A 22,175-nucleotide genomic window follows, 5' to 3' on the forward strand; every position below is an offset into this window, starting at 1 on the left:
GGCCACCCCACCCCCAGGCCCGCCCCGGCGTCATCAGACGCCGATGTCGCGGCCGTCCGTACGCCAGACGGAGACGACCGACGGGCGGACGATCTTTCCGGGTCCGTCGGGCCACTCCGACTTCGGGTTCTCGACGGAGGCGCCGTCGAGCTCGCCCGGGTGCTGCACGGCGACGACGACGCGCCGGTCCTGGATGATCGGGCCGCAGGTCTCGGCGCCCTTGGGCACGGTCAGGAACTGCTTCAGCTCACCGCGCCGCTCGCCCTGCGTGGCGACACCGAACAGACCGTCGTGCGAGCCGAGCTGGTTGCCGTCCGTGGAGATCCACAGGTTGCCGTGCGGGTCGAAGGCCACGTTGTCCGGGCAGGAGATCGGGGAGACCTTCTCCTTGGGGAAGCCGGCGAAGTAGGTCGCCGGGTCGTTCGGGTCGCCGGCGACGAGGAAGAGACGCCAGGCGAAGCCGTCGGCGGCCGGGTCGTCCCAGTGCTCGGCGAGCTCCAGGATCTGCCCGTGCTTGTTGAGGTTGCGCGGGTTGGCCTCGTCGGCGGGCGCGTAACCGGTCTTGCCGCGGTTGGAGTTGTTGGTGAGGGCGACGTAGACCCGGCCGCTGCGCGGCGACGGCTCGACGTCCTCGGGGCGGTCCATCTTCGTCGCGCCGACCTTGTCACCGGCGAGGCGGGTGAAGACGTACACCTCCTCGGCGGTCATGCCGGGGACGTGCGAGACGTCGCCGGTCGCGAGCGGGATCCACTGGCCGGAGCCGTCGAACTCGCCGTCGTTCGGGAGCTTGCCGGTGCCGTCGATCTCGGCGGCCGGGGAGTCGCCGGTCAGCTTGGCGACGTACAGCGTGCCCTCGTCGAGGAGCGTCAGGTTGTGCTCACGGGCGGCCCGCGAGCCCCCCTTCTTCATCCGCTTGCTCGACACGAACTTGTAGAAGTAGTCGAAGCGCTCGTCGTCGCCCATGTAGACGACCGGGCGGCCGTCCTCGGTGAGACGGGGCTGCGCGGCCTCGTGCTTGAAGCGGCCGAGCGCGGTGCGCTTGCGGGGCGTGGACTCCGGGTCGTACGGGTCGAGCTCGACGACCCAGCCCTGGCGGTGCACCTCGTTGGGCTCCTGGCGGAGGTCGAAGCGCGTGTCGAACCGCTCCCACTTGCGCTCGGAGGCCCCGGTCCCGACCCCGTACCGCTTGTCGGTCGGCGACGACCCGTACGCGAAGTACTGGTTGAAGTTCTCCTCGCCGTGGAGGGTGGTGCCCCACGGGGTGGTGCCGCCGGCGCAGTTGTTGAGCGTGCCGAGGACGGTACGGCCCTCGGGGTCGGCGCTCGTCCGCAGCAGGGCGCCGCCGGCGGCGGGGCCGGTCAGCTCGAACTCGCTCGTCGTGTGCAGACGTCGGTTGAGGTGGTGGCGGGTGACCGGCGTGAGCTTGCCGGAGCGGTGCTCCTCCTGGACGACGACGACCGACAGGCCGTGCGCGGCCCAGGCGATCTCGACCTGCTCGCGGGTCGGGTTCTCGGAGTCGTAGCCGCGGAACATCAGGACTTCGTCGGTGTACTCGTGGTTCGCGACGAGGACCTGGCGGTGGTGCTCCCCGCGCAGCGGCAGCAGGGAGAGGAAGTCGTTGTTGTAACCGAACTGGCCGGCCTGGGCCTTGGCGGTCTGCTTCTCCGCGTCGAAGGCGGGGGTGCCGCGGAGGATCGGCTCGCCCCAGCGGATGACGACGTTCTGCGCGTAGCCGGCGGGGACGGTGACCTGGTCGGCGGTGTTGGGCGCGACCGGGGCGAAGCGGAGCCCGCGGGCCCCGTCGGCCTTGCCGGCGGTACCGGCGCCGGGCTTCTGCGTGTGGGCGACGGCCTCCGGGGCGCCACCGAGGACGACGGCACCACCGGCGGCGGAGGCGACCGTCACGACGGCGGCGGCGCGCAGGGCGGAACGGCGGGAGAGCACGCCGGCTATGACGTCGCCGACGTACTCGTTGTCGCTGGTGTTGGGCACCTCGTGGAAGCAGGCGTCACCACACCGGAAGCGACAGGTGAGAGCGGAACGGCCGCCTCCGTGGGGGTTCATGCTCAGCAGCGGCAGCAGTTTGCGCACTTCGTCCTCCTCCGGCGCACACTGCGCCGACATGGTGTCGGGTCGTCCTTCGGCGGCGACGCTATGTGCGTAGATCTGCACAGGAGCGGCGCCGGAGTGAACGCCGAATGAATGCACGGCAACCGGAGGCGACCGGGTCACCGAGGAGGGAGGGGGTGGCCGCTAACCTTACGTGTCTGCCCTGGCCAGGGATGAACGTCCCGAAACGCCCAGTACGGACATTCACACTGCACCCCCACTCATGCGAAAGGGTTCGCCCATGGGTATTCGGAGCATGCTGCGCAAGGTATTCGGCCGGGACCGCGAGGACACCCCGTCGACCTCCGTCCCGCCCCAGACGCGTGAGATCACGTCGGCGTCGACGTCCACGGACACCCCGGAGCCCCCGGAGACGGCGGCCCGCCGCGCGGCGGACGACCTGGTGGCGGCGTCGTTCGACAACCCGCAGGTCCCGAAGGCACGGAGCGCGGAGACGGAGACGGAGACGCCGGAGACGGCTGAGGTGACTACTGCTGCCGAGGTTGTCGAGGCGCCGGAGGCTGCTGCCGCTGCGGAGGTTGCTGAGGCGCCGGAGGCCGCTGCCGCTGCAGAGGTTGCTGAGGCGCCGGAGGCCACTGAGGCCGAGGCGCCGGAGGCTGCGGCTGCGGAGGCCGAAGCGCCGGAGGCGGAGACGCCTGCCGCGGCGGAGGCCGAGGCGCCGGAGGCCGCCGCTGTCGCGGAGGCCGAGTCCGCGCCGACGGAGGCGGAGCCGGAAGCGGAAGCGGAGCCGGAAGCGACCACCGTCGTGGAGGACGCCCCCGCGTCCGAAACCGCCCCGCAGGAGCAGGACGTGGAGCCCGTGGCGGCCGCCGCCACGGACGCTCCGGAGGAGCAGGAGGTCACGGCGGAGGCCGAGACCGAGGCCCCCGAGACGGTCACCGCCCCGGCGGAGCCGGAGGCGGCCACCGTCGCGGCTGCCGAGCCGGAGGGCCAGGCCGACGAGGTCCCGGCCGACGAGGACGCCACCCCGGCCGAGGTCGAGGCCGTCGCCGAGGCCGAGGTAGAGGCCGAGGTCGAGGCCGAGGTAGAGGCCGAGGTCGTCGCCGCCGAAGCGGACAGCCCCGCCACCACCACCGAGGCGGACGCCACCACGGAGGCGGACATCGCCACCGAGGCGGACCCCGCCGACCACGCGGACACCGCCACCGACGCGGACACCCCCGCCGAAGGCTCCCCCGCCCTCCCCCTCGCCAAGGTGAAGGCCCTCGCCCCGCACCTCGCCGACGCCTACAAGGCCGCCGGCGCCGCGCTCAAGAAGCAGGGGCTCACCGGAGCGCGGGCCGCCGTGTACCTCGTCGTGGACCGGTCCGGTTCGATGCGCGGGTACTTCAAGGACGGTTCCGTGCAGCGCCTCGCCGAGCAGACCGTCGCGCTCGCCGCGCACCTCGACGAGACCGCCACCGTCACGACCGTGTTCTTCTCCACGGACATCGACGGCACCGTCGACCTCGCGCCCGCCGACCTCACGCCCACCCGCGTCGAGGAGATCAACGGCACCCTGGGCCGGCTGGGCCGTACCAACTACCACCGCGCGGTGGAGGAGGTCCTCGCCCACCACGAGAAGGCCGACCCGACGCGGCCCGCCCTGGTCGTCTTCCAGACGGACGGCGCGCCCGAGTCGAAGACGGCCGCCACGCAGGCGCTGGCCGAGGCGGCGGACCGCCCGCTGCACTGGCGCTTCGTGGCCTGGGGCGAGGAGGACAACAAGGCCTTCGACTTCCTCCGGAAGCTCGACGGCACGCCCCGTACCGCCGCGTACTTCCCCGGCCCGGCCCCGGTCGAGTCGGCGCACCCGGCGTTCTACCGCGGTCTCCTCGCCGACCTGGAGTTCTGAGAGGTAGCGGGGGTGACGGCGACCGCCGGTGTCACCGTCACCCCCGCCCCGCCGCCCGACCGTGGCCCCCGGTTTAACGATGTGAGTGGATCTTCGTACGACCGTTAGGATTTCGACCATGGCGGCCACTGGATCCGAGAAGCAGGGGGCGAAGGCGTTCTACGTCACGACCCCCATTTACTACGTCAACGACGCTCCTCACCTGGGCCACGCCTATACGACCGTCGCAGGCGACGTGCTCACGCGCTGGCACCGTCAGCGCGGCGAGAAGGTGTGGTACCTCACCGGCACGGACGAGCACGGTCAGAAGATCATGCGCACGGCCGAGGCGAACGACGTCACGCCCCAGGCCTGGTGCGACAAGCTCGTCGAGGAGGCCTGGAAGCCCCTCTGGGAGCACCTGAACATCGCGAACGACGACTTCATCCGCACCACGCAGAAGCGTCACACCGACCGCGTCCAGGAGTTCGTGCAGGACCTGTTCGACAAGGACGAGATCTACAAGGGCGGGTACGAAGGCCCGTACTGCGTGGGCTGTGAGGAGTACAAGCTCCCCGGGGACCTCATCGAGGCCGAGGACGGCACGAAGCTGTGCGCCGTCCACAAGAAGCCGGTGGAGATCCTCAAGGAGGAGAACTACTTCTTCAAGCTGAGCGAGTACGGCCCGAAGCTCCTGGAGTTCTACGAGGCGAACCCGGGCTTCATCCAGCCGGAGTCGGCCCGCAACGAGGTCGTGAACTTCGTCAAGCAGGGCCTGGAGGACCTCTCCATCTCGCGCTCGACGTTCGACTGGGGCGTCCCGGTGCCGTGGGACGACAAGCACGTCATCTACGTGTGGATCGACGCGCTCCTGAACTACGCGACGGCCGTCGGCTACAACGAGAACCCGGCGAAGTTCGACGAGACCTTCCCGGCGAACGTGCACCTCATCGGCAAGGACATCCTGCGCTTCCACGCGGTGATCTGGCCCGCGATGCTGATGGCGCAGGGCCTGCCGGTACCGGGGCGCGTGGCCGCCAACGGCTGGCTGATGGTCGGCGGCGAGAAGATGTCGAAGTCGAACCTGACGGGCATCAAGCCGCAGGACCTGACCTCGCACTTCGGCGTGGACGCGTACCGCTGGTACTTCCTGCGGGCGATCGCGTTCGGCCAGGACGGTTCGTTCTCGTGGGAGGACTTCTCCGCCCGCTACACGAGCGAGCTGGCGAACGACTACGGCAACCTCGCCTCGCGCGTGGCGGCGATGGTCGGCAAGTACTTCGGCGGCGCCCTGCCGGCGTCGGCGGCCGACGGTGACGCGGAGAAGGCGATCCAGGACGGCCTGGCCAAGGCGGTCGCGACCGCCGACCTGAAGATCGGCGAGGAGCTGGACTTCCAGGGCGGCATCCTGGCGATCTTCGACTTCGTGAAGCAGGTCAACGGCTACATCACGGAGCAGGAGCCGTGGAAGGTCGCGAAGGACGAGTCGCCGGAGGGCCAGGCCCGCCTGGCGACGATCCTCTACACGGCCGCCGAGTCGCTCCGCGCGGTCGCGGTGCTGCTCAACTCGGTCATGCCGGAGACCTCGCAGGCCCTCTGGGACTCCCTGGGCGCCGAGGTGTCCCTGGGCGCCCTGGCCGCGCAGCCGGTCCAGGACGCCGCCACGTGGGGACAGCTCCCGGCGGGCGCGACGGTGACGAAGGGCGCGGTGCTGTTCCCGCGCCTGGAGGAGCCGAAGAAGGACTGACACCGGTCCCTCTCCCGTACGCACACGGCCGGTGGCCGCCGTCCCTCCTGGGAGGCGGCCACCGGCCGTTTCGACCCACCACGCCCGGCTGCGAGCTCGTCGGCGTCAGCTGTCGGCGCCCGACAGTTCCGTGGCGGCCGACTGGAGCCAGGCACCGTACGAATGAGGGGCCGGCGGTGCCACCTCCATGCCGAGTTCGGCGGCGGCCAGGGCGTAATCGGACTCGTCGAGAGGGAGGGCGAGGAGTTCGTTCAGCTCGCCGCAGAGCCGGGCGACCAGCTGGGGGTCGGTGGTGGCGCGGTAGTCGGCGAGCGCGGCGGCGTGGTCGGCGAACTCGTCCACGATGTCCTGGGAGAACCAGCCGCCCAGCAGCTGCGCCGTCTCCGGGAAGCGGGCGTGCCACTCCCAGTGGGTCCGCGGGGACGAGGGCGGGGGGACTTCGCCGCCCTCGACGCTCTGCTTGAGGTGGTCGGCGAGGACCAGAAGCCAGTCCTGGATCGCGGACTCCGGTATTCCGGTGTCGGGGACGGCGTAGAACTCGCCCATGCTCAGGCGCAGCCGGCCCGGGGGGTTGCGGCTGTACTCGCGCAACTGGCGCTCCGCCTCGGAGATGGCCCACGAGCGGGTGTGCCAGGTGTGGCGGAGGTAGGCCTCCAGGGCAGCGCTGCGCTTCTCCGGAGTGTCGTCGGCCGGCTGCCCGAGGTACGCGCGCATCACCTGGTCGAGCTCGCCGTAGCGGTGGTCGTGCTCAAGGGGCTTCATGGACACGGTCGTGAGCCTCTACAGAGAGAACGGGAGGGTGGTCTGGACGACGAACCCGTGCGGGCTCGCCGGCTCCCGGCGCAGCACGACGCGGGCCGCCCGGACGTCCACCGGCTGCAGCCCGGCCAGCGCCATCGCTTCCAGGAGCACCCGCCCTACGGGCTCCGCACGGGACGGCCAGGCGGCCTCGATGGTGAGCCGGGCGCGGGTGCCCTGAGCGAGCCAGCGGTGGATGACCTGCTCGTTGGCGGTCACGACCTGCTGGGTGGCCCACTGGGCGGTCTCCCGGTCGGGGTAGGTGGCGGAACGGGTCAGCATGAGGGCATTCTCTCGCGGTCGGTCGGCACGGTCGGTCCGGAGTTCCGTACGGTTCCGTACGGTCAGTAGTCGGCGAAGGTCCAGAACACGCCGACCTCGGCCTCGGAGAGGACCACGAGCCCGATGTCCTCGGAGTACACGGACATCTGCGTCCAGCCCCGGCTGCTGGAGAAGTAGTCAGGGGTCCTGTTGTCACGCGCCTCGGTGACGTTGGTGAGGCAGACGGGCGAGGCGCCGAAGCGGGCGAGCACGGTACGCGCCCGCTCCATGAGCCCGTCGAGACGCTCCGGGCGGTCCTTCAGGACCTTCGGCAGCATGCAGCCGTCGTCAGTCATGGCGACGAGCTGCTGGGCGGCGGACTCCGGGGCGATCTCGTAGAGACGTCCTCCGAGCTTCTCCAGGTCCGGCGGCTGGAACGGGTGGGCCGGCTCGTCCGCCCCGGGCGAGCCCACCCACTCGTCCAGGACCGCCCAGCCCCGGGGATCGGCCACCGACCGGTTCATGACGGCCAGGACGTCGAGGCGCCAGTCCTCGTGGCGGCGCGGGCCGGTGGCCATGTAGGCGAAGGAATCCTCGTGCAGGTACCGGAGGGCACCTTCCCAGTCCGTCTGTTCCACGTGCTCGGGCGTCATGTGCGGGGGCCTTTCTACGGAGCCGGCATGGAGGTGAGGACAGTGAACTCCGGATCAAGACCGGGCGTGTACTTGATCCTGGTCTCGACGAACTTCACCTGCTCCACCGTGGCGTTCATGCCGTTGTTCTGATAACCACGGCCCGGAATGGGCGGCACGTTGTCGTCCTTCTTGGACACGCTCGTCCCGCTGTACCCGTCGTTGGGTGCCTTCGACCGGAAGAGCTCCGTCGCGCCGGGGTCCGGGGGCGGCGGTCCCTTCAGCCACGCCTTGATCGCGGCCGAGTTGTCGTTGATGGTGTGCTGGGTGAGCTCCTGCGCCCGGTCGTACGTCGGGAACGAAGACGACCCGCTGATCCTGGGATTCCCGTAGGGCCAGGTGGGCGTGGTGTGACCGGGATTGTTCTGCTGGTCCCGCAGCCGCTGTTTCAGCTGCTCGTCCGTCTTGCCGACATGCTTGTCGAGCGTGTGACCGTTGTTCAGCCACTCGTTGCTCGCCAGATCCAACGTGTAGTTCCCGTTGGCGTCTTCCTTGATCCAGCGCTGAGGGTCCTTGAACTCGTCGAGCGCCCGCGCGCCGAAACCGTGCGCCCGGGCCACCCCGGCCTCGAACTTCGGTGCGCTGAGGTACGCCTCGTCCAGCGCCGGCATCATCACGTCGAACCGGGCGGTGAGTGCGTTCAGCGTCGACTGGTACTTCCCGACGATGCGGTTGATGTCCGCGGTGTCGAGTTTGAGGACGATCTGGATGTCGAACTCGGCCAGCGCGCCCACACCCTTGGCGGCGCCCTTGCCGATGGTCTTGAAGAAGCCGCCGACGTCCTTCATGCCGACGCCGTCCTTGAGGTTCAGGTCCTTGTCGACGACGTCGAGGACCTCCTTCGCCGACTCCCTGACGGCCTCCACGAACTCGTCCCAGATGTCGCCGTTCAGCTCCACTGCGGCCTCGGCGTACTCCCGCAGGATGTCGCTGATCTTCTTCGCGGTGTCGAAGAGGACCGTCATCACCGGCTGACTGCCGGTCGGCGGCCCGTGCCCGTTGTTGCCGCCCTTCTGTGCCCACTGATAGCCCTCCCGGGAGTGTCCCCAGGCCGTGGCGCCCCACACCGCGCTGCAGAACACCTTCATGGCGTCCTGCCACTCCGTCTGCTGCGGGTTGGTGATGGTGGAGACCTCGCCCGTCAGCGTGCCCGACACCACGCTCAGACAGATCGTCGTGTCCGACCAGCACTGCGAGAGCGAGTTGAGGTAATGCTGCTGCGGGTACGGGTAGACGTCGGCCAGCTTCCCGATCCGGAGTGCCTTCTTGAGGAGCGGTTGCAGGACGGTCCGTACGACCGGGGGTATGAGTTCGAGCAGCCTCCGGATGAAGTCGTCGCCACCGTCGTCGTCGCCCCACTTGAGGTCGGGGATCTGCCCGTAGTCCGGTTGCTTGTCGACGACCGAGGGCACCGGCATCTGCTGGGCGGACTGGCCGGGCTTGGGGTGCGCGGCGGCGTCCGCTTTCGCGTACGCGTTGGCCGTCTCCGTGAAGCCGACGGCGACGCCGCCGACGCTGAGGACGCTCTTCGCCCAGACGTCCAGCCAGCGGTTGCCGACCTTCATGTACGCCTGGGAGAACTCGCGGGCGTCCGTGCCGGCCCCACCGGCGTCCGGGTACTTCCGCAGCCCATCAAGGAGTTTGTTCGCACCGGAGTTCAGCGCCGACTGCTGGCTCGCCACCCGGCCCGAGACCCGCCACAGGTCGCTGGGCTTGACGTCGATGGTGCCGCCGCCGCCCGGCGGCTGCGCGGGGGTCGGCCCGGCCATCAGGCGCCACCCCAGCCCTGAAGCACGGAGCGGTGCGCCGCGTCGTAGTTCAGGTGGCCTTTGACGACCACCTCGTGCAGCCACGCCTGGGCGGCCTTCAGGTCCCGCGCCGAGCGGTCCCACTTGTCGAGCTCGTCGATGAACGCCTCGCGGGCCTCCCCATCCCAGCTCAACACGGCTTTCTCCGTACGGGTGTAAAGGCTGTCGAGCTTCTCGTTCAGGATGCGAAGGACGTCCTCCAGCTCTCCCGACAGTCGTCGGAGCGTGGCGAAGTCGACGGTGATGCGCTCGTCTTCAGACATCGTGCTGCTGCCCCCCGTGGTCAGATGTCCAGAATGCGGCTCTGCGGCCGCGACGGTACCGAATCGGGAACGGGGGCGGGGTCGGGCGATCCCCAGGCCCGGGCCGTCGCCGGCACGTCCGTACCTTCCTGCAGCTTCCTGATCCGGCCAAGAGTGTCCAACTCCTGCTGCGTGAAGCCGTCACGGCTGAGCCGAGTGGCCTCCTCCAGCAGGATCATGACGTTCCGGATCCGCACGGCGTCCTCCGCGACCTCCTGGTGCAGACTGCGGTACGCCTTCGCCGTCGGCCCCTGCCAACCCGCGGCGATGCTGTCCACGATGGCGTCCATCCGCCGTGTCTGCTGCTCCAGGTACCCCTGCATCGCGTCGAGGTCGCCGGCGAGCTTCGTCAGCTCACCCTCCGACACATCGAGATCGGCGTTCTGCATCCCGGACCCCCGCCCGTCGTCACGTACTTCCGTTCACGCGTTCACTCGAGCGTACTCACGAACTCCGGTGCCCTCGCCGGGAGGACGGCTCAGCGGCCCGTCGCACACCTCACGAAGCCCGCCCGCGCGGCGGGTGAGCGCGAGCGCGGGCCCGCGCGGTCTCCTCCGCGAGGAGATCCGCCTTGCCGACGGAGTGGACGTCCGGCGGCGCCCTGCCGGCGTCGGCGGCCGACGGTGACGCGGAGAAGGCGATCCAGGACGGCCTGGCCAAGGCGGTCGCGACCGCCGACCTGAAGATCGGCGAGGAGCTGGACTTCCAGGGCGGCATCCTGGCGATCTTCGACTTCGTGAAGCAGGTCAACGGCTACATCACGGAGCAGGAGCCGTGGAAGGTCGCGAAGGGCGAGTCCGAGGAGGGCAAGGCCCGCCTCGCGACCATCCTCTACACAGCCGCCGAGTCGCTCCGCGCGGTCGCCGTCCTCCTCAACCCGATCATGCCCGAGACCTCGCAGGCCCTCTGGGACTCCCTGGGCGCCGAGGCGTCCCTGGGCGCCCTGGCCGCGCAGCCGGTCCAGGACGCCGCCACGTGGGGACAGCTCCCCGCGGGCGCGACGGTGACGAAGGGCGCGGTGCTGTTCCCGCGCCTGGAGGAGCCGAAGAAGGACTGACGTCCCCTGTCGTACGGCGAAGGCCGCCACCCCTGATCACGGGGGTGGCGGCCTTTTCCTTGCGGGTCACCAGGTCAGAGCGAGGGCGGCGACGGCGGGGGCCATGTAGACGAGCGGGAAGGGCACGTGGGCGTACGAGCGGGCCCGCACGATGGTGATCACGGCGCCGGCGAAGTACAGGATCAGCCCGATCGCGGCCAGCGTCCCGATCACCGGCACGAAGAACCCGACGACGAGCCCGACGGCCCCGGCGGCCTTGGCGGCCCCGAGCCAGTTCCACCACGACCGCGGCACGCCGTACGCGGCGAGGGGCTCGACGACGAACGCGGCCTTGAAGAAGATCGCCGCGGCGGAGAACCCGGCCATGAAGGCGGCGACGGCGGTGACGACGACTGCGGTGGTGGACATCTCGGTGAACATCGCGACGGCTCCTTCAGCCTCTCCTGTGTCCGCCTCGACCGAGCCGGACACAGCACTGACGGAGCCCGAACGGGATGTGTGACGGCCCGCGCGAAGAACTTCAGTGGACCCAGTTCTTCAAGGGTTCCGTGTCGAGCTCCATCCCCACCGGCTCCGGCAGGGTGACCGTCTTGCCGAAGGGCACCGTCACGACCATCTCGTACCGCTCTCCGTCCGGCTGGGAGTGGACCTTCACCTCGCCTGCGGTCCTGTCGATCAACAGGTAGACGGGAATCCCCGTCTCGGCATAGGCATGCGGCTTCTCCACCCGGTCACGCTGCCCGGTGTCCGAGTCGCCGGACGTCACCTCGACGGTCATGAGGACCCCGTCGGGACTGGCCCACTCCCCCTGACCGACGAAGGTGTCGCTCGGCGCGAGGCAACCGTCGGGACGGGCATTGCCCTTGCGGTACTTCTCGACCCTCAGCCCTTGATCGGGATAGAGCCACCAGCCGGCGTCGACCTGAAGGCACAGGCGCGTGAGCCACTCGATGATCCGCCCGTGATCGCCGTCCGGCAACGCCTTCTCCCCGATCTTCCCGTGGATGAATTCAAGGCGCAGGGATTCGTCCACGCGTTCGCCGAGACGGGCGAGTTCCTCGAACCCCTCCTGAGTCAGGACGCTCACGGCAGACTCCTCCTGGATCGGTGGTGCCTTCCACGGTACGTGTTCCCCGACCCGCGGGGCCGGGTTCGTCGCTGTCGCCATGACGGGCACGTTGGCATATGCCAACGACCTGGGATCCGGGAATCCGTAGCCTTCACCCCTGTGGGTGACACAGCCGACCCACAGGCCGACCCGAGGAAACGCCCAGGTCCGGTGCCTAGCGTGCGCGGCATGGTCGTGACGCGTGAGGACGAGGTGCTGGCCCGGGCCGCTGTGGAAGGTCTGCTGGCGGGGGTGGAGTTGACGCCCAAGCCGGGGCTGCCGGACGTGGACCTCGCGGCACTGAGGTGGTCCGCGCGGGCCTTGGAACCGGGACTCGTGGCGATGGCGGCGGTCGCGCGGCGCATCGGGGAGCCCTCGGCGGGGCTGCGAGGTGAGCTCGGTGCCATCGGCCGGTCCACGGAGCGGGACATGGCGCGGGCCGACGGGGGTGCGGCGCTGCACCACGGGGCCGTGTGGCCGCTGGGGCTGCTCGTGGCGGGGGCCGCGCTCGCGCCGGATGGGGCAGTGGAGGAGATCACCGCGCTCGCGGGGCGAATCGCCGCCTACCCGGACCGGGGGGCACCGCGCACGCCCTCCCCCGGCTCGGCCGTCTCCGTCCGGTACGGCGCCGCCGGCGCGAAGGGCGAGGCGCGGGCCGGGTTCCCGCACGTGCGGCGGGCGTTGGCGACGCTGCGTACGGCGCGGGACGCCGGAGCCCGGGAGCCCGAGGCCCGCCTGAACGCCCTGCTCACGGTGATGACCACGCTCCAGGACACCGGCCTGCTCCACGCGGCCGGCCCGCACGGCCTGCGGGAGGTCCAGGACGGGGCCCGGGAGGTCGTCGAGGGGCACCTGGCCGTCGACGACCTCGACCGGCGACTGCGGGAGCGCGGCCTCCGGCCCCGGGGCAGCGGCCATCTGCTGGCCGCCGCCCTGTTCCTGGACGGCCTCCGTTAGGCGGAGGTCCCCGTGTGGGTCTCGTCCGGGTCGACGCCCATCGTGAGGGTGGCGAGGACGCCCTTCTCGATCTTCTTCGCCTTGTACTTGAGCGTGAGCAGGCCGCCCTCGGCTCCGTTGCCGGGGTAGATGGTGTCGGTGTCGAGCGTCGTGCGCTCCGTCGTGCTCGTGGAGTACGGAGCGACCTTCGCGGAGTCCAGGACCGCGCTCTCGGCGAAGAAGAGCTGGCCGGTGTGGCAGGTGTGACCGCCCTCGTACCCGGTCGCCGTCATCTTCCCGCCGACGTGCACCTTGGTGTGGACGTGGACGCAGCGGCCCCGGTACCAGCCGGGGAAGACCGTCGTGAACTCCACGTAACCGTGCTTGTCGGTGAGCTGGGTGCCGCGCAGGTACCGCTTGTCGTCGGTGGGCTCCTCGTGCCCGCCACCGCCACCACCACCGCCCGGTCCGCCGGTCGGGGGCGTGCCCGTGGGCGGGGTGCCGGTGGGCGCGTCGGTGGGCGGGGTGCCCGTGGGCGGCGTACCGGTCGGAGGCGTACCGCCCCCGGGGGCACCACCCCCACCACCCGTGCTCAGGCTCTCGTACCCGGAGTAGATCCCGAGCGCGTCGCAGTGCCAGATGTCGACGGCGGCGCCCGCCAGCGGCTTGCAGGTGTCGGAGTCGATCACCTTGAGGCGGACGGTCATCGGGATGCCCTCGCGGTCCTCCGTGATGTCCTTCCGGATCTTGTCCGCGTCGATGTAGTACGGCCCTTCGGTCGTCTCCGACGTCAGCCGATAACAGGCCTCGCCCGCCGTGGCCTTCGCGGACGCCTTCTTCCCGGCCGCTCCGTCCGCCGAGGCGGTGGAGACGACCCCGGCGCCGATCCCCGCCGCGACCACGACCCCACCACCGGCGACGAGTGCCCGCCGCCGGGTCATGTCCCGCCTGTGCTTCTGGTTTTCGCTCATGGGCGAGGACCCTAGGAACCGGGCCTGTCAGGAACGTGGGAGCGGGCTGTGGGTTCCTGTGTACGTCAGTTACGGACGGCGTACGAGACGAATCCCGCCCAGGCGGTCGGCGTCAGCGCGAGCTGGGGACCGCCGAGGTTCTTGGAGTCACGGACGTGGACGGTGGCGGGGGTGGTGGCGATCTCGATGCAGGAGTCGCCCTCGTTGCCGTCGCTGTAGCTGCTCTTGCGCCAGGCGACCTCAATGCAGGAGTCGCCCTCGCTGCCGCTGCTGTAGCTGCTCTTGAACCACGCCAGTTCGGAGGAGTCCCCGGCCGAGGTGTTGCGGATCATGTCTCTCCCAGCAGTTGCTCGATGAGGGCGGTCGACTCACGCGGAGCGAGGGCCTGAGCCCGGATGATGCCATAGCGCAACTCCAGGATATGGAGCTGTTTCCGCTCGGTCACGGGTCGCCCGTTGGCCACTACCGGAGAGCGTCCCACCACCGATCCGTCCCCGAACTTCAGTACCTCGATGCCTCCGTCCACACCGGCGTGCTCCTCGCGGTCCATCGGCATCACCTGAAGCTCGACGTTCCGCAACCGTCCCACCTCTAGCAAGCGCTCCAGTTGGGGGCGCCGCAGACTCCGCCCGCCCAACGGGCGGCGCAGCGTCCACTCCTCCAGGACGAAGCTGAGCTCAGGGGCAGGATCCCGCTGGAAGATGCTCTGCCGGGCCATGCGACCAGCCGCCATCCGCTCCACCTCGTCCTCCGTGTACGCCGGCCGCCGCATCAACAGCAGCCCGCGCGCGTACTCCGGCGTCTGCAAGAGGCCGTGGATGTTGAGCGGGTCGTAGAGCTGGATCTCGACTGCCCGCTCCTCCATCTTCGCCAAGGCCCGCACCTTCTTCGGGTACCGAACCTTCGCCACGTCCTCCTTCATCGCCGAGATCAGCCCGTCCGCTCCCAGGGCCTCGTCCGCCTTGTCCAGGAACTCAGGACGGGGGATCCGCTTCCCGGCCTCGATCTTGTAGATCATGTCCTCGCCGTAACCGGTGGCCTCACCGAGCTCGGCGGCGCGCATCCCCACCGCCTCCCTCCGCAGCCTCAACTGCCGCCCCACGGTGGCGACTACGGCCACACCCCAGTCATCGTCGGGATCGACCTCCCACCCCGGCTCGTCCGCCTCGCTCTTGAGCCGCTGCGCCCCACCGTCCACCGACATACCGCACCCTTCCCTCGCCCCTTCGTGGCGCGACACCTACCCCCGGGAGGGATCCGGACAGCCCGGACAGCAGTGGACAAGCTCCGGACAGTCACCCTACGCATCGGCGTCGTCACTGTTCACGGTAGGCGGGGACGGCCACGCTCGGTGACGTGAATCCGCAGAACACCACCCAAGTCCTTTCGCCCGCACGCCACTTCACCGTTCTCCTGTCTCCCACGCCACGCGGGGCCCGGCTCGCACGCCTGCTCGCCGTCGCGTGGATGCGGGATCACGAGGTGCCGTACGGCGTGACGGAGACCGCCACCCAGGTCGTCGCCGAACTCGCCACGAACGCCGCGACGCACGGCCGGGTCGCCGGCCGGAGCTTCCGGCTCGCGCTCCTGTCGCAGCGGGATGTCCTCCGTATCGAAGTGACGGACACCCGGAGCGAGAACCTCCCGCACCTCCAACCACCCCACCCCGAGGGCGACTCCGGACGCGGGCTGCTCCTCGTCGAGGCGCTGGCCGACCGGTGGGGCGTCGGGCTCGGTCCCGTACCCAGGAAGACCGTATGGGCCGAACTCGACCTGTCACGCCCCTGACCTGCGAAGACGACTCAGCCATCGACCCCCAGAAATGCGGGCTTCGGTGGGGCGGACGGTCTCCCAAAGGACGACCACGGAGAAGGAACCCCAACCAAGCCCCACCCCTCCGCCCCGCTCAGGCCGGACTCACTCGCTTGAGCAACGAACACCAAATCGGCTGGCTTTGGGGAAGGTCGGATGATCTACCCTCAGCACGACACCACATCACCGCTGGCATGCGTCGACCTCCGCCGGGACTGCGAATCCCAACGCGAGGGCCTGACCAAGAGGAAGACAACACCTTCCCCATGGATACCCAGAACACTAAGACTTGATCCGTAATTCACCAGAGGGTGAGCTGTGGATTGCGGCCGGGGCGGTGTCCGGGCTTTCCGGCGTGGTCACGCACGAGGCGTGTCTCATCCGGGGTCGCTCGGGACCGCCGTCCGGCGGTTCGGGGAGCAGAGGTCTCACATTGCCGTGGAACTGCCGCATGACCAGCACCGCGAACGGTGATCTGGCTCGGTGCGGTTGACTCCCGCAGGGCTTCTTCCAGCCCTTGTGCGAAAACGATCTGTGCGTGCCTGGACGCGGCGGTGTCCAGGTACGCGGTCTTGGGGTCGTCCACGTCGGTGAAGCGGACGAAGGCGGCCAGGGCGGCGGAGACAAGGTCGCGCTTCCCGGTGAGGCCGCAGGCAGTGCACTTGTGCTCGCGGTCGCGGAGCGTCTTTTTCACGCGCTCGCCGCACAAGCAGTGCTGGGACAGGGCCGTGGACCAGGTGGAGGCCCGTACGAGCCGCCCGCCCGCAGCCTGACACTCACGCTCAAGAGTCGAGATCAGCAGGCCGGGGGTGGTCTGCGAGAGGCGCTTGCCCCATAGCCGGTACCAGGTGCGGATGTCGCAGTCCTCCACCACCAGCGTGGGGCCGTGGGCGGCGATGATCTGTCGGGCGACGGGGCGGGCGCGGTGGCGTCGGTGCTCGGCGGCCGATGCTGCGGCTTCGGCCTGACGGGCGCGCAGCTCCCGGTAGCCGTACGAGATTCGGTCACGCCGGAACGCCTGCTTCGGTACCCCGTCGACACGGGTAGCGCGGGCGCCGCCGGGCACGGCGACCGCCTTGACCTTGAGGCCCTTGGCGGCCCGGTCCTCGGCGCGCCTGGTCTGCTTCTTCGACAGCCCGTACTGCGCGGTGTTGGTGGCCCGGCGGGAGCGTTCCAGCGCCCGTGCACGGCCCCGCCGCTTCTTCGCCTGCTGTTCCAACAGGGCCCGTTCCTGCGGGCTGAGGGTGATCTCGGTGGACTGCGGTTTGCCGTCGGCAGGGTCCAGGGTGGCGGGCAGGGAGACGATCGAGACGTTGGAGACGTTGCCGTCCACGCCGCCGATCCTGTCCATCTCGGCGGCCTGCTGGCGCATCTGCCTGACGGCGGGGGCGGTGTAGCCGGGGCCGAGGTTCAGCAGGTGTGCCTCGTACACCCAGCCGCCCGGTGCGGACGCCTTACGGCGGCGGACGAGATCGACCTTGTGCCAGCGGCCGGGGTTGGCGAGGAAGTGTTCGACGCGGGCCCACTGGCCGGGCTGCTGCGGGATACGCACCGGGAGTACGAGGTCGCCCCGGTTCCCGTCCGGGCCGCCCGCGAACACCACGGCGAGCGGGCCGGCGTGGTCCCACCACGTGGCCTTCCTGGTACCCGGCTTTCCCGACACCGTGGCGTTGCCTGTGGGGGCAACGCCGGACGGCGCCGCCGGCACTCGCATCCTGCGAGGCTGGGCGAAGGTGTGCTGACCGCTGTCGGTGTAGGCCATGAGGTGGCCGTGGAGCGAGCCGACGAGACGGAAGGTCTCCCACTTGCGTTCAATGGTGTGGGAGCGGGCCCGGCCGGGGATACGGGTGAAGTGGTACCAGCGGCCCGTCTTCGGGCGGCCGTGCCGCTTGCCGGTGGCGTCGGCGAACAGGTGGCGCTGCACGCCGTTCCACACCTCGTCGGCCATGTGCATGGCCAGGGCCTTCGAGACGTGGTGCTTGAGATGCCCGGCGTCTTCGAGATGCTTGTACGCGCACCGCTCCAGCGCCTCACGGGACAGACCGAGGCGCTGCCGTACGGCTTTCGCCCCGCGCTCCTCACGCTCGTGGAACGCGGTCCAGTAGGCATCGACCCTGGCACGGGCGTCCCGCTTGACTGCCCGCTTGATGTTCCACATCGCGCCGAACAACTTGCCGAGCCGGGCGAGGTCGGCGGGGTCGGTGACGGCCAGCGGCAACACCATCACCGACACCATCCCGTCGTCGGGCTTCTTCCACTTCGGGGCCCTGTTCCTGCCCCGGAACCTCCGCTGCGTCTGGGCAGCCCGCATGACCATCACCCCCTCGGCATCGCCCCGGCCTCAGACCCAACGCTAGAGACCATCCCCGCACGCACGGGCGAATCACGCACACATTCACCAGCACTCGCGACACATCGCACATCTGTACGGCCAGTAGGTGGCGACGCGGCTCAAGGTCACCGTCCAGCACGTCGACAACCTCGACTGCAGCCGCACCGACTCCCCGCCCCCGCCTACACCGACCGCACCCCCTGTGGCCCGTGGACCGCCTCGCCGCCTGGCGCAGCGGCACCCGAAGCGCAGAGGTCACGTGCGGCGACGGCGCCTACCCCAGCGCCCCCGAGGTCATCACCAACAAGACCAAGAGCGAGCCGTCCGCCAAGCACCGGGCACGCGCCGAACACGGCATCAACCGACTCAAGGACTACCGCGAGCTGCGACACAATCAACTCCACCACCCGCGCCGTCGCCGTCCTCCACAACCTCAAGATCGACTGGGCGTAACTACGGAACACCTCTTAGCCCGCACGCCCAGTCCCGTAACGACGGGAAAAACCACTCCTCCCGGAGTACCCGCAGGCGCTACGGCGGCGTCGTCCACGACAACGCCCGCCACACCACCCGCTTCACGGTGGTCGGCAACCATCTCGCCCAGCACGAGAACCTGTCTCTCGTCGCCATCGGCCTGGCCGTCCACATCCAGTCCCTGCCGACCGGCGCCCAGGTCGACATCGACACCCTCTCCGAGCGCTTCCCCGAGGGAAGGACCCGGATCGCCAACGCCCTGCGCGAGCTGGAGGCCCACGGCTATCTGCGGCGCACCCGCGTACGCACCGAAGGGGGCCGCATCGTCACCCGTACGGTCTCCTGCAACCATCCGGGCAGGACAGGCGGCGGGGACGAGCCGAGCCCCCGGCCCCCGTCCCCGCCCCGGCGGGCCGCCGAGAAACCACCGCGCCGCCGAGCGCTCCCCGCCGTACCGCAGCCCGTGTATCCCACCCCGGATCTCCTCCAGACCTCCCTCGGCGTCCTCTCCGGACTCCGCCGCGAGGACGATCGCCTGCTGATCTCCGCAACGGACGCCGAACACCTGGTCCCGGGCGTCGCCGCCTGGCTGGAGCGCGATCTCACCCCGGAGGCCGTCCACCGCGCCCTGACCGCCCGCCTCCCCGAGGAACCCCTGCACCGCCCGGCCGCGTTCCTGGCCCACCGCCTCGCGGCCCAGCTCCCACCCCTGCCGCCGTTCCGCGCGCCCGAGAACCCGAATGCCGGGTACCCCCTCCAGAACTGCGACTCCTGCGACCGCGCCTACCGCGCCCCCGAACCGGGCACCTGCGGCGGCTGCCGCAGCTGACCAGCCCCTCGTTCCCACACCCTGAGGAACCTCGTGGTCAACCCACCTCATGAAGCGATGCACCACATCTTCCGGCACGACCTCCACCTCTTCAGCCGCCTGAAGGACGTGCTGGATCTTCCCCTCCCGGCCGTCGTCGACGCGGTCGTCCTGCCCAACGACCTCACCGAGACGAGGCCCGTCGAGCGCCGCGTGGACACCCTCCTGCGGCTCGACAGCACCAAGGACGGCTCCCTCCTCCTCGCCATCGAGGCGCAGGGCAAGAAGGACCCGTCCAAGCCGGCGAGCTGGGCGTACTACGTCTCGTACCTGTGGACGAAGTACGCGCTGCCGACGGCGCTGCTGGTCGTCTGCCAGGACCGCGCCACGGCGGAATGGGCCGCCCGGCCGGTTGCCAGCGGCCCCGGCTACATGCCCACCCTCAGCATCCAGCCGATCGTCGTGGGCCCGCACAACATGCCCGTCATCACCGACCCGGCCAAGGCCGCCGAGGACCTGGCACTCGCCGCTCTGTCAGCCATCACGCACGCGGGCGATCCGGACATCGGTGCCATACTGAAAGCACTGTCCGGCGCGCTGGCAGGCGTTCCCGAGAACGTCGCCGACCCGATCATCGAATTCACCGCACAGGGGCTGAGCAAGCGCCCGGCCCAAGACCTCTGGAGGACCCTGGTGGCCGTGGACCTCTCCTTCTACAAGTCGTACCTCTCCGAAGAACTCCGGGAGGAAGGCCGAACCGAAGGCAAGGCCGAAGGCAAGGCCGAGGGCAAGGCCGAAGGCCGCGCCGAGGCCAGCGCCGCCGCCATACTGCTGGTCCTGGAACAGCGCGGCCTCGACGTGCCCGACGACGTCCGCGACCGCGTCACCGGCTGCGGCGATCCCGAGACGCTGCGCGGCTGGCTGACCCGTGCCGTCACGGCGTCCTCGGCCGAGGAGATCTTCGGGGACGAAGCGTAGGGATCCGGCCGCCCGCGCCGCCTGACGAATGCGTTGCCGACCACCGACCACCGACCGCCTGACAACCGACTCGGCTGATCTCCGCCGCGTATGCCGAAGGGGCCCGGGACCGTATCCACGGTTCCGGGCCCCTTCGGGTGACAGAACGTCAGTGACTACCGCGCGGCGTCCGGGTGGACCGCCTCCGTGACCGGGCGCTCGTCGGACGGCTTCTCCGCCGCCTTCTCGACCGGCTTGCGCAGCTGGATGTTCAGCTCGCGCAGGCGGGACTCGTCCAGCTCGGTCGGGGCGCCCATCAGGAGGTCCTGGGCGTTGCCGTTGAGCGGGAAGGCGATCGTCTCGCGGATGTTGGGCTCGTCCGCGAGGAGCATGACGATGCGGTCGACGCCGGGGGCGATGCCGCCGTGCGGCGGGGCGCCGTACTCGAAGGCGCGGAGCATGCCCGCGAACTCGTGCTCGACGGTCTCGCGCGAGTAGCCCGCGATCTCGAAGGCCTTGAACATGATCTCGGGCTCGTGGTTCCGGATCGCGCCCGAGGACAGCTCGATGCCGTTGCAGACGATGTCGTACTGCCAGCCGAGGATGTCCAGCGGGTCCTGGGTCTCCAGGGCCTCGAGACCGCCCTGCGGCATCGAGAAGGGGTTGTGCGAGAAGTCGATCTTGCCGGTCTCCTCGTCCTTCTCGTACATCGGGAAGTCGACGATCCACGCGAAGCGGAAGACGTTCTCCTCGAACTGGCCGGCGCGCTTGGCGGCCTCGACCCGGACCGGGCCCATGATCTTGGAGACCTCGTCGAACTCGCCCGCGCCGAAGAAGATCGCGTGACCCGGCTCCAGGCCGAGGCGCTCGGTGAGGACCTTGACGTTCTCCTCGGTGAGGAACTTGGCGATCGGGCCGGTGAGGGCGTTGCCCTCGCCGACGCGGACCCAGGCCAGGCCCTTCGCGCCGAGGGAGACCGCGAAGTCGCCGAGCGCGTCGAAGAACTTGCGGGGCTGGTCACCAGTGTTCGGCACGGCCAGGGCACGGACGTGCTTGCCGGCGAAGGCCTTGAACTCGGACGCCTCGAAGACGTCGGAGATGTCGACGAGCTCCAGGGCCGTGCGCAGGTCGGGCTTGTCGTTGCCGTACTTGAGCATCGACTCGCGGAACGGGATCCGCGGGAAGGGGGACGTGACGTGGCGTCCGCCGCCGAACTCCTCGAAGATCTCCGTCATCAGCTTCTCGATCGGCTGGAAGACGTCCTCCTGCTCGACGAAGCTCATCTCGACGTCGAGCTGGTAGAACTCGCCCGGCGAGCGGTCCGCGCGGGCGTCCTCGTCGCGGAAGCAGGGCGCGATCTGGAAGTACCGGTCGAAGCCGGAGATCATCAGCAGCTGCTTGAACTGCTGCGGCGCCTGCGGCAGCGCGTAGAACTTGCCCGGGTTCAGGCGGGACGGGACGACGAAGTCGCGGGCGCCCTCGGGGGAGGTCGCGGCGAGGATCGGGGTCGCCATCTCGTTGAAGCCGAGGGCCACCATCTTGGAGCGGATGGAGGCGATGACGGCGGAGCGCAACATGATGTTGCGGTGCATGCGCTCGCGGCGCAGGTCGAGGAAGCGGTACTCCAGGCGCCGCTCCTCGTTGACGCCGTCGTCGGCGTTGATGGTGAACGGGATCTGCTTCGCGGCACCCAGGACCTCGACCGTGACGGCCTCGATCTCGACCTCGCCGGTGGCGAGCTCCGGGTTGACGTTCTCCGCGCCACGCGAGACGACCTTGCCGTCGACGCGGACGACGGTCTCCTTCGTCAGCTTGTCGAGGACCTCGGCCGCGGCGGTGCCGGGGCGGGCGACGAGCTGCGTGATGCCGTAGTGGTCGCGCAGATCGATGAAGAGGATGCCGCCCAGGTCGCGCCGATTGTGCAGCCAGCCGCTCAGCCGGACGTCGGTGCCGACGTCAGAGGCGCGGAGCTCGCCGCAGGTGTGGGACCTGTACCGATGCATCGTCGTTCATCCAGTCTTCGGGATCTTGGGATGGGGCGCCGTCACCGCACGCCGTGACTCGCGGGACGCAAGTCACAGGACACGCAGACAGACCCACCCAGGGTACCGGCCTGCCCATGATCCCTTTTCGAATACTCTCAGTGGCGACCTGCTGTCCGATATTCAT

20 protein-coding genes and 1 pseudogene are annotated in these 22,175 nt (G+C 69.9%); 7 read left to right on the forward strand and 14 right to left on the reverse strand.

Annotation, left to right across the window (positions count from 1 at the left end; all coding sequences use genetic code 11):
• Positions 1-33 precede the first annotated feature (33 nt).
• Entirely contained in the window at positions 34-2,091 is a 2,058-nt protein-coding gene (locus OG580_RS17265) for a PhoX family phosphatase (RefSeq protein WP_267048035.1), read from the reverse strand.
• Positions 2,092-2,365: 274 nt separating this feature from the next.
• Between OG580_RS17265 and OG580_RS17270 the strand changes: the two genes are divergently transcribed.
• A complete protein-coding gene (locus tag OG580_RS17270; protein ID WP_267044574.1) occupies positions 2,366-3,964 on the forward strand; it encodes a VWA domain-containing protein in 1,599 nt (532 codons plus the stop codon).
• Positions 3,965-4,082: 118 nt separating this feature from the next.
• Positions 4,083-5,690: a methionine--tRNA ligase gene (gene metG, locus OG580_RS17275; protein ID WP_267044575.1), complete on the forward strand. Its 1,608-nt coding sequence runs from the start codon at positions 4,083-4,085 to the stop codon at positions 5,688-5,690.
• 105 nt (positions 5,691-5,795) lie between these two features.
• Here the strand turns inward: metG and OG580_RS17280 are convergent, their stop codons facing one another.
• The 6 genes from OG580_RS17280 to OG580_RS17305 all read right to left on the reverse strand — a co-directional run bounded on the left by OG580_RS17280 (position 5,796) and on the right by OG580_RS17305 (position 9,940).
• Positions 5,796-6,458: a contact-dependent growth inhibition system immunity protein gene (locus OG580_RS17280; protein ID WP_267044576.1), complete on the reverse strand. Its 663-nt coding sequence runs from the start codon at positions 6,456-6,458 to the stop codon at positions 5,796-5,798.
• A 12-nt stretch (positions 6,459-6,470) separates the two neighbouring features.
• The gene (locus OG580_RS17285) at positions 6,471-6,770 is read right to left on the reverse strand and encodes an RNase A-like domain-containing protein (protein ID WP_267044577.1); all 300 of its coding nucleotides are present in this window, start codon (positions 6,768-6,770) and stop codon (positions 6,471-6,473) included.
• Positions 6,771-6,832: 62 nt separating this feature from the next.
• A complete protein-coding gene (locus tag OG580_RS17290) occupies positions 6,833-7,402 on the reverse strand; it encodes a hypothetical protein (RefSeq protein ID WP_267044578.1) in 570 nt (189 codons plus the stop codon).
• A 14-nt stretch (positions 7,403-7,416) separates the two neighbouring features.
• On the reverse strand, positions 7,417-9,210 hold the full coding sequence (locus OG580_RS17295) for an RNase A-like domain-containing protein (RefSeq protein ID WP_267044579.1): 1,794 nt from the start codon (positions 9,208-9,210) through the stop codon (positions 7,417-7,419).
• A complete protein-coding gene (locus OG580_RS17300) occupies positions 9,210-9,512 on the reverse strand; it encodes a WXG100 family type VII secretion target (protein WP_267044580.1) in 303 nt (100 codons plus the stop codon). The genes OG580_RS17295 and OG580_RS17300 overlap by 1 nt, the downstream gene beginning before the upstream one ends.
• Positions 9,513-9,532: 20 nt before the next feature.
• Positions 9,533-9,940 carry a WXG100 family type VII secretion target gene (locus OG580_RS17305; RefSeq protein ID WP_267044581.1) on the reverse strand — a complete coding sequence of 136 codons (408 nt, stop codon included), beginning with the start codon at positions 9,938-9,940 and terminating at the stop codon, positions 9,533-9,535.
• A 203-nt stretch (positions 9,941-10,143) separates the two neighbouring features.
• On the opposite strand from OG580_RS17305, the pseudogene OG580_RS17310 reads away from it, so the two are divergent.
• A pseudogene (locus OG580_RS17310) lies at positions 10,144-10,608 on the forward strand (class I tRNA ligase family protein); the annotation flags it as partial.
• A gap of 66 nt (positions 10,609-10,674) precedes the next feature.
• On the opposite strand, the gene OG580_RS17315 reads toward OG580_RS17310, so the two are convergent.
• Together OG580_RS17315 and OG580_RS17320 are read right to left on the reverse strand one after the other, a co-directional pair.
• Positions 10,675-11,028, reverse strand: a complete 354-nt coding sequence (locus OG580_RS17315; RefSeq protein WP_267044582.1) for a DoxX family protein — start codon at positions 11,026-11,028, stop codon at positions 10,675-10,677.
• Between the two features lie 100 nt (positions 11,029-11,128).
• Positions 11,129-11,695, reverse strand: coding sequence for a Uma2 family endonuclease (locus OG580_RS17320; RefSeq protein ID WP_267044583.1), 567 nt, complete (start codon positions 11,693-11,695; stop codon positions 11,129-11,131).
• A gap of 210 nt (positions 11,696-11,905) precedes the next feature.
• Here OG580_RS17320 and OG580_RS17325 point away from each other — a divergent pair, with 210 nt between their 5' ends.
• The gene (locus OG580_RS17325; protein WP_267044584.1) at positions 11,906-12,673 is read left to right on the forward strand and encodes a triphosphoribosyl-dephospho-CoA synthase; all 768 of its coding nucleotides are present in this window, start codon (positions 11,906-11,908) and stop codon (positions 12,671-12,673) included.
• Here OG580_RS17325 and OG580_RS17330 read toward each other — a convergent pair.
• From OG580_RS17330 to OG580_RS17340, 3 genes are all read right to left on the reverse strand, one after another.
• Positions 12,670-13,623, reverse strand: coding sequence for an intradiol ring-cleavage dioxygenase (locus OG580_RS17330; protein ID WP_267044585.1), 954 nt, complete (start codon positions 13,621-13,623; stop codon positions 12,670-12,672). The two genes, OG580_RS17325 and OG580_RS17330, sit on opposite strands and share 4 nt — an antisense overlap.
• Positions 13,624-13,688: 65 nt before the next feature.
• Positions 13,689-13,955, reverse strand: a complete 267-nt coding sequence (locus OG580_RS17335; protein WP_267044586.1) for a DUF397 domain-containing protein — start codon at positions 13,953-13,955, stop codon at positions 13,689-13,691.
• Positions 13,952-14,827 (reverse strand): helix-turn-helix transcriptional regulator, encoded by an 876-nt coding sequence (locus OG580_RS17340; RefSeq protein ID WP_267044587.1) that lies wholly within the window; start codon positions 14,825-14,827, stop codon positions 13,952-13,954. Before OG580_RS17340 ends, OG580_RS17335 begins: the two co-directional genes overlap by 4 nt.
• A 152-nt stretch (positions 14,828-14,979) precedes the next feature.
• Here OG580_RS17340 and OG580_RS17345 point away from each other — a divergent pair, with 152 nt between their 5' ends.
• Positions 14,980-15,411: an ATP-binding protein gene (locus OG580_RS17345; RefSeq protein WP_267044588.1), complete on the forward strand. Its 432-nt coding sequence runs from the start codon at positions 14,980-14,982 to the stop codon at positions 15,409-15,411.
• 325 nt (positions 15,412-15,736) lie between these two features.
• On the opposite strand, the gene OG580_RS17350 is transcribed toward OG580_RS17345, so the two are convergent.
• A complete protein-coding gene (locus OG580_RS17350) occupies positions 15,737-17,746 on the reverse strand; it encodes a zinc ribbon domain-containing protein (protein WP_267044589.1) in 2,010 nt (669 codons plus the stop codon).
• 601 nt (positions 17,747-18,347) lie between these two features.
• Between OG580_RS17350 and OG580_RS17355 the strand changes: the two genes are divergently transcribed.
• Together OG580_RS17355 and OG580_RS17360 are read left to right on the forward strand one after the other, a co-directional pair.
• Positions 18,348-19,070 (forward strand): helix-turn-helix domain-containing protein, encoded by a 723-nt coding sequence (locus OG580_RS17355; RefSeq protein WP_267044590.1) that lies wholly within the window; start codon positions 18,348-18,350, stop codon positions 19,068-19,070.
• Positions 19,071-19,127: 57 nt separating this feature from the next.
• Positions 19,128-20,027, forward strand: a complete 900-nt coding sequence (locus tag OG580_RS17360; protein WP_267044591.1) for a hypothetical protein — start codon at positions 19,128-19,130, stop codon at positions 20,025-20,027.
• 155 nt (positions 20,028-20,182) lie between these two features.
• Here OG580_RS17360 and aspS read toward each other — a convergent pair whose 3' ends face one another.
• Complete coding sequence (aspS, locus tag OG580_RS17365; protein ID WP_267044592.1) at positions 20,183-22,009, reverse strand: aspartate--tRNA ligase; 1,827 nt, start codon at positions 22,007-22,009, stop codon at positions 20,183-20,185.
• Positions 22,010-22,175: the final 166 nt, after the last annotated feature.

Origin of the sequence: Streptomyces sp. NBC_00094, assembly GCF_026343125.1 — a bacterium.
GTDB lineage: Bacteria > Actinomycetota > Actinomycetes > Streptomycetales > Streptomycetaceae > Streptomyces.

Coding starts and splice junctions, on each gene's coding strand:
- OG580_RS17360 (WP_267044591.1), top strand. CDS start 19,128: ATGCACCACATCTTCCGGCACGACCTCCACCTCTTCAGCCGCCTGAAG.
- OG580_RS17340 (WP_267044587.1), bottom strand. CDS start 14,827: ATGTCGGTGGACGGTGGGGCGCAGCGGCTCAAGAGCGAGGCGGACGAG.
- metG (WP_267044575.1), top strand. CDS start 4,083: ATGGCGGCCACTGGATCCGAGAAGCAGGGGGCGAAGGCGTTCTACGTC.
- aspS (WP_267044592.1), bottom strand. CDS start 22,009: ATGCATCGGTACAGGTCCCACACCTGCGGCGAGCTCCGCGCCTCTGAC.
- OG580_RS17325 (WP_267044584.1), top strand. CDS start 11,906: ATGGTCGTGACGCGTGAGGACGAGGTGCTGGCCCGGGCCGCTGTGGAA.
- OG580_RS17300 (WP_267044580.1), bottom strand. CDS start 9,512: ATGTCTGAAGACGAGCGCATCACCGTCGACTTCGCCACGCTCCGACGA.
- OG580_RS17315 (WP_267044582.1), bottom strand. CDS start 11,028: ATGTTCACCGAGATGTCCACCACCGCAGTCGTCGTCACCGCCGTCGCC.
- OG580_RS17270 (WP_267044574.1), top strand. CDS start 2,366: ATGCTGCGCAAGGTATTCGGCCGGGACCGCGAGGACACCCCGTCGACC.
- OG580_RS17330 (WP_267044585.1), bottom strand. CDS start 13,623: ATGAGCGAAAACCAGAAGCACAGGCGGGACATGACCCGGCGGCGGGCA.
- OG580_RS17305 (WP_267044581.1), bottom strand. CDS start 9,940: ATGCAGAACGCCGATCTCGATGTGTCGGAGGGTGAGCTGACGAAGCTC.
- OG580_RS17295 (WP_267044579.1), bottom strand. CDS start 9,210: ATGGCCGGGCCGACCCCCGCGCAGCCGCCGGGCGGCGGCGGCACCATC.
- OG580_RS17290 (WP_267044578.1), bottom strand. CDS start 7,402: ATGACGCCCGAGCACGTGGAACAGACGGACTGGGAAGGTGCCCTCCGG.
- OG580_RS17335 (WP_267044586.1), bottom strand. CDS start 13,955: ATGATCCGCAACACCTCGGCCGGGGACTCCTCCGAACTGGCGTGGTTC.
- OG580_RS17350 (WP_267044589.1), bottom strand. CDS start 17,746: ATGCGGGCTGCCCAGACGCAGCGGAGGTTCCGGGGCAGGAACAGGGCC.
- OG580_RS17285 (WP_267044577.1), bottom strand. CDS start 6,770: ATGCTGACCCGTTCCGCCACCTACCCCGACCGGGAGACCGCCCAGTGG.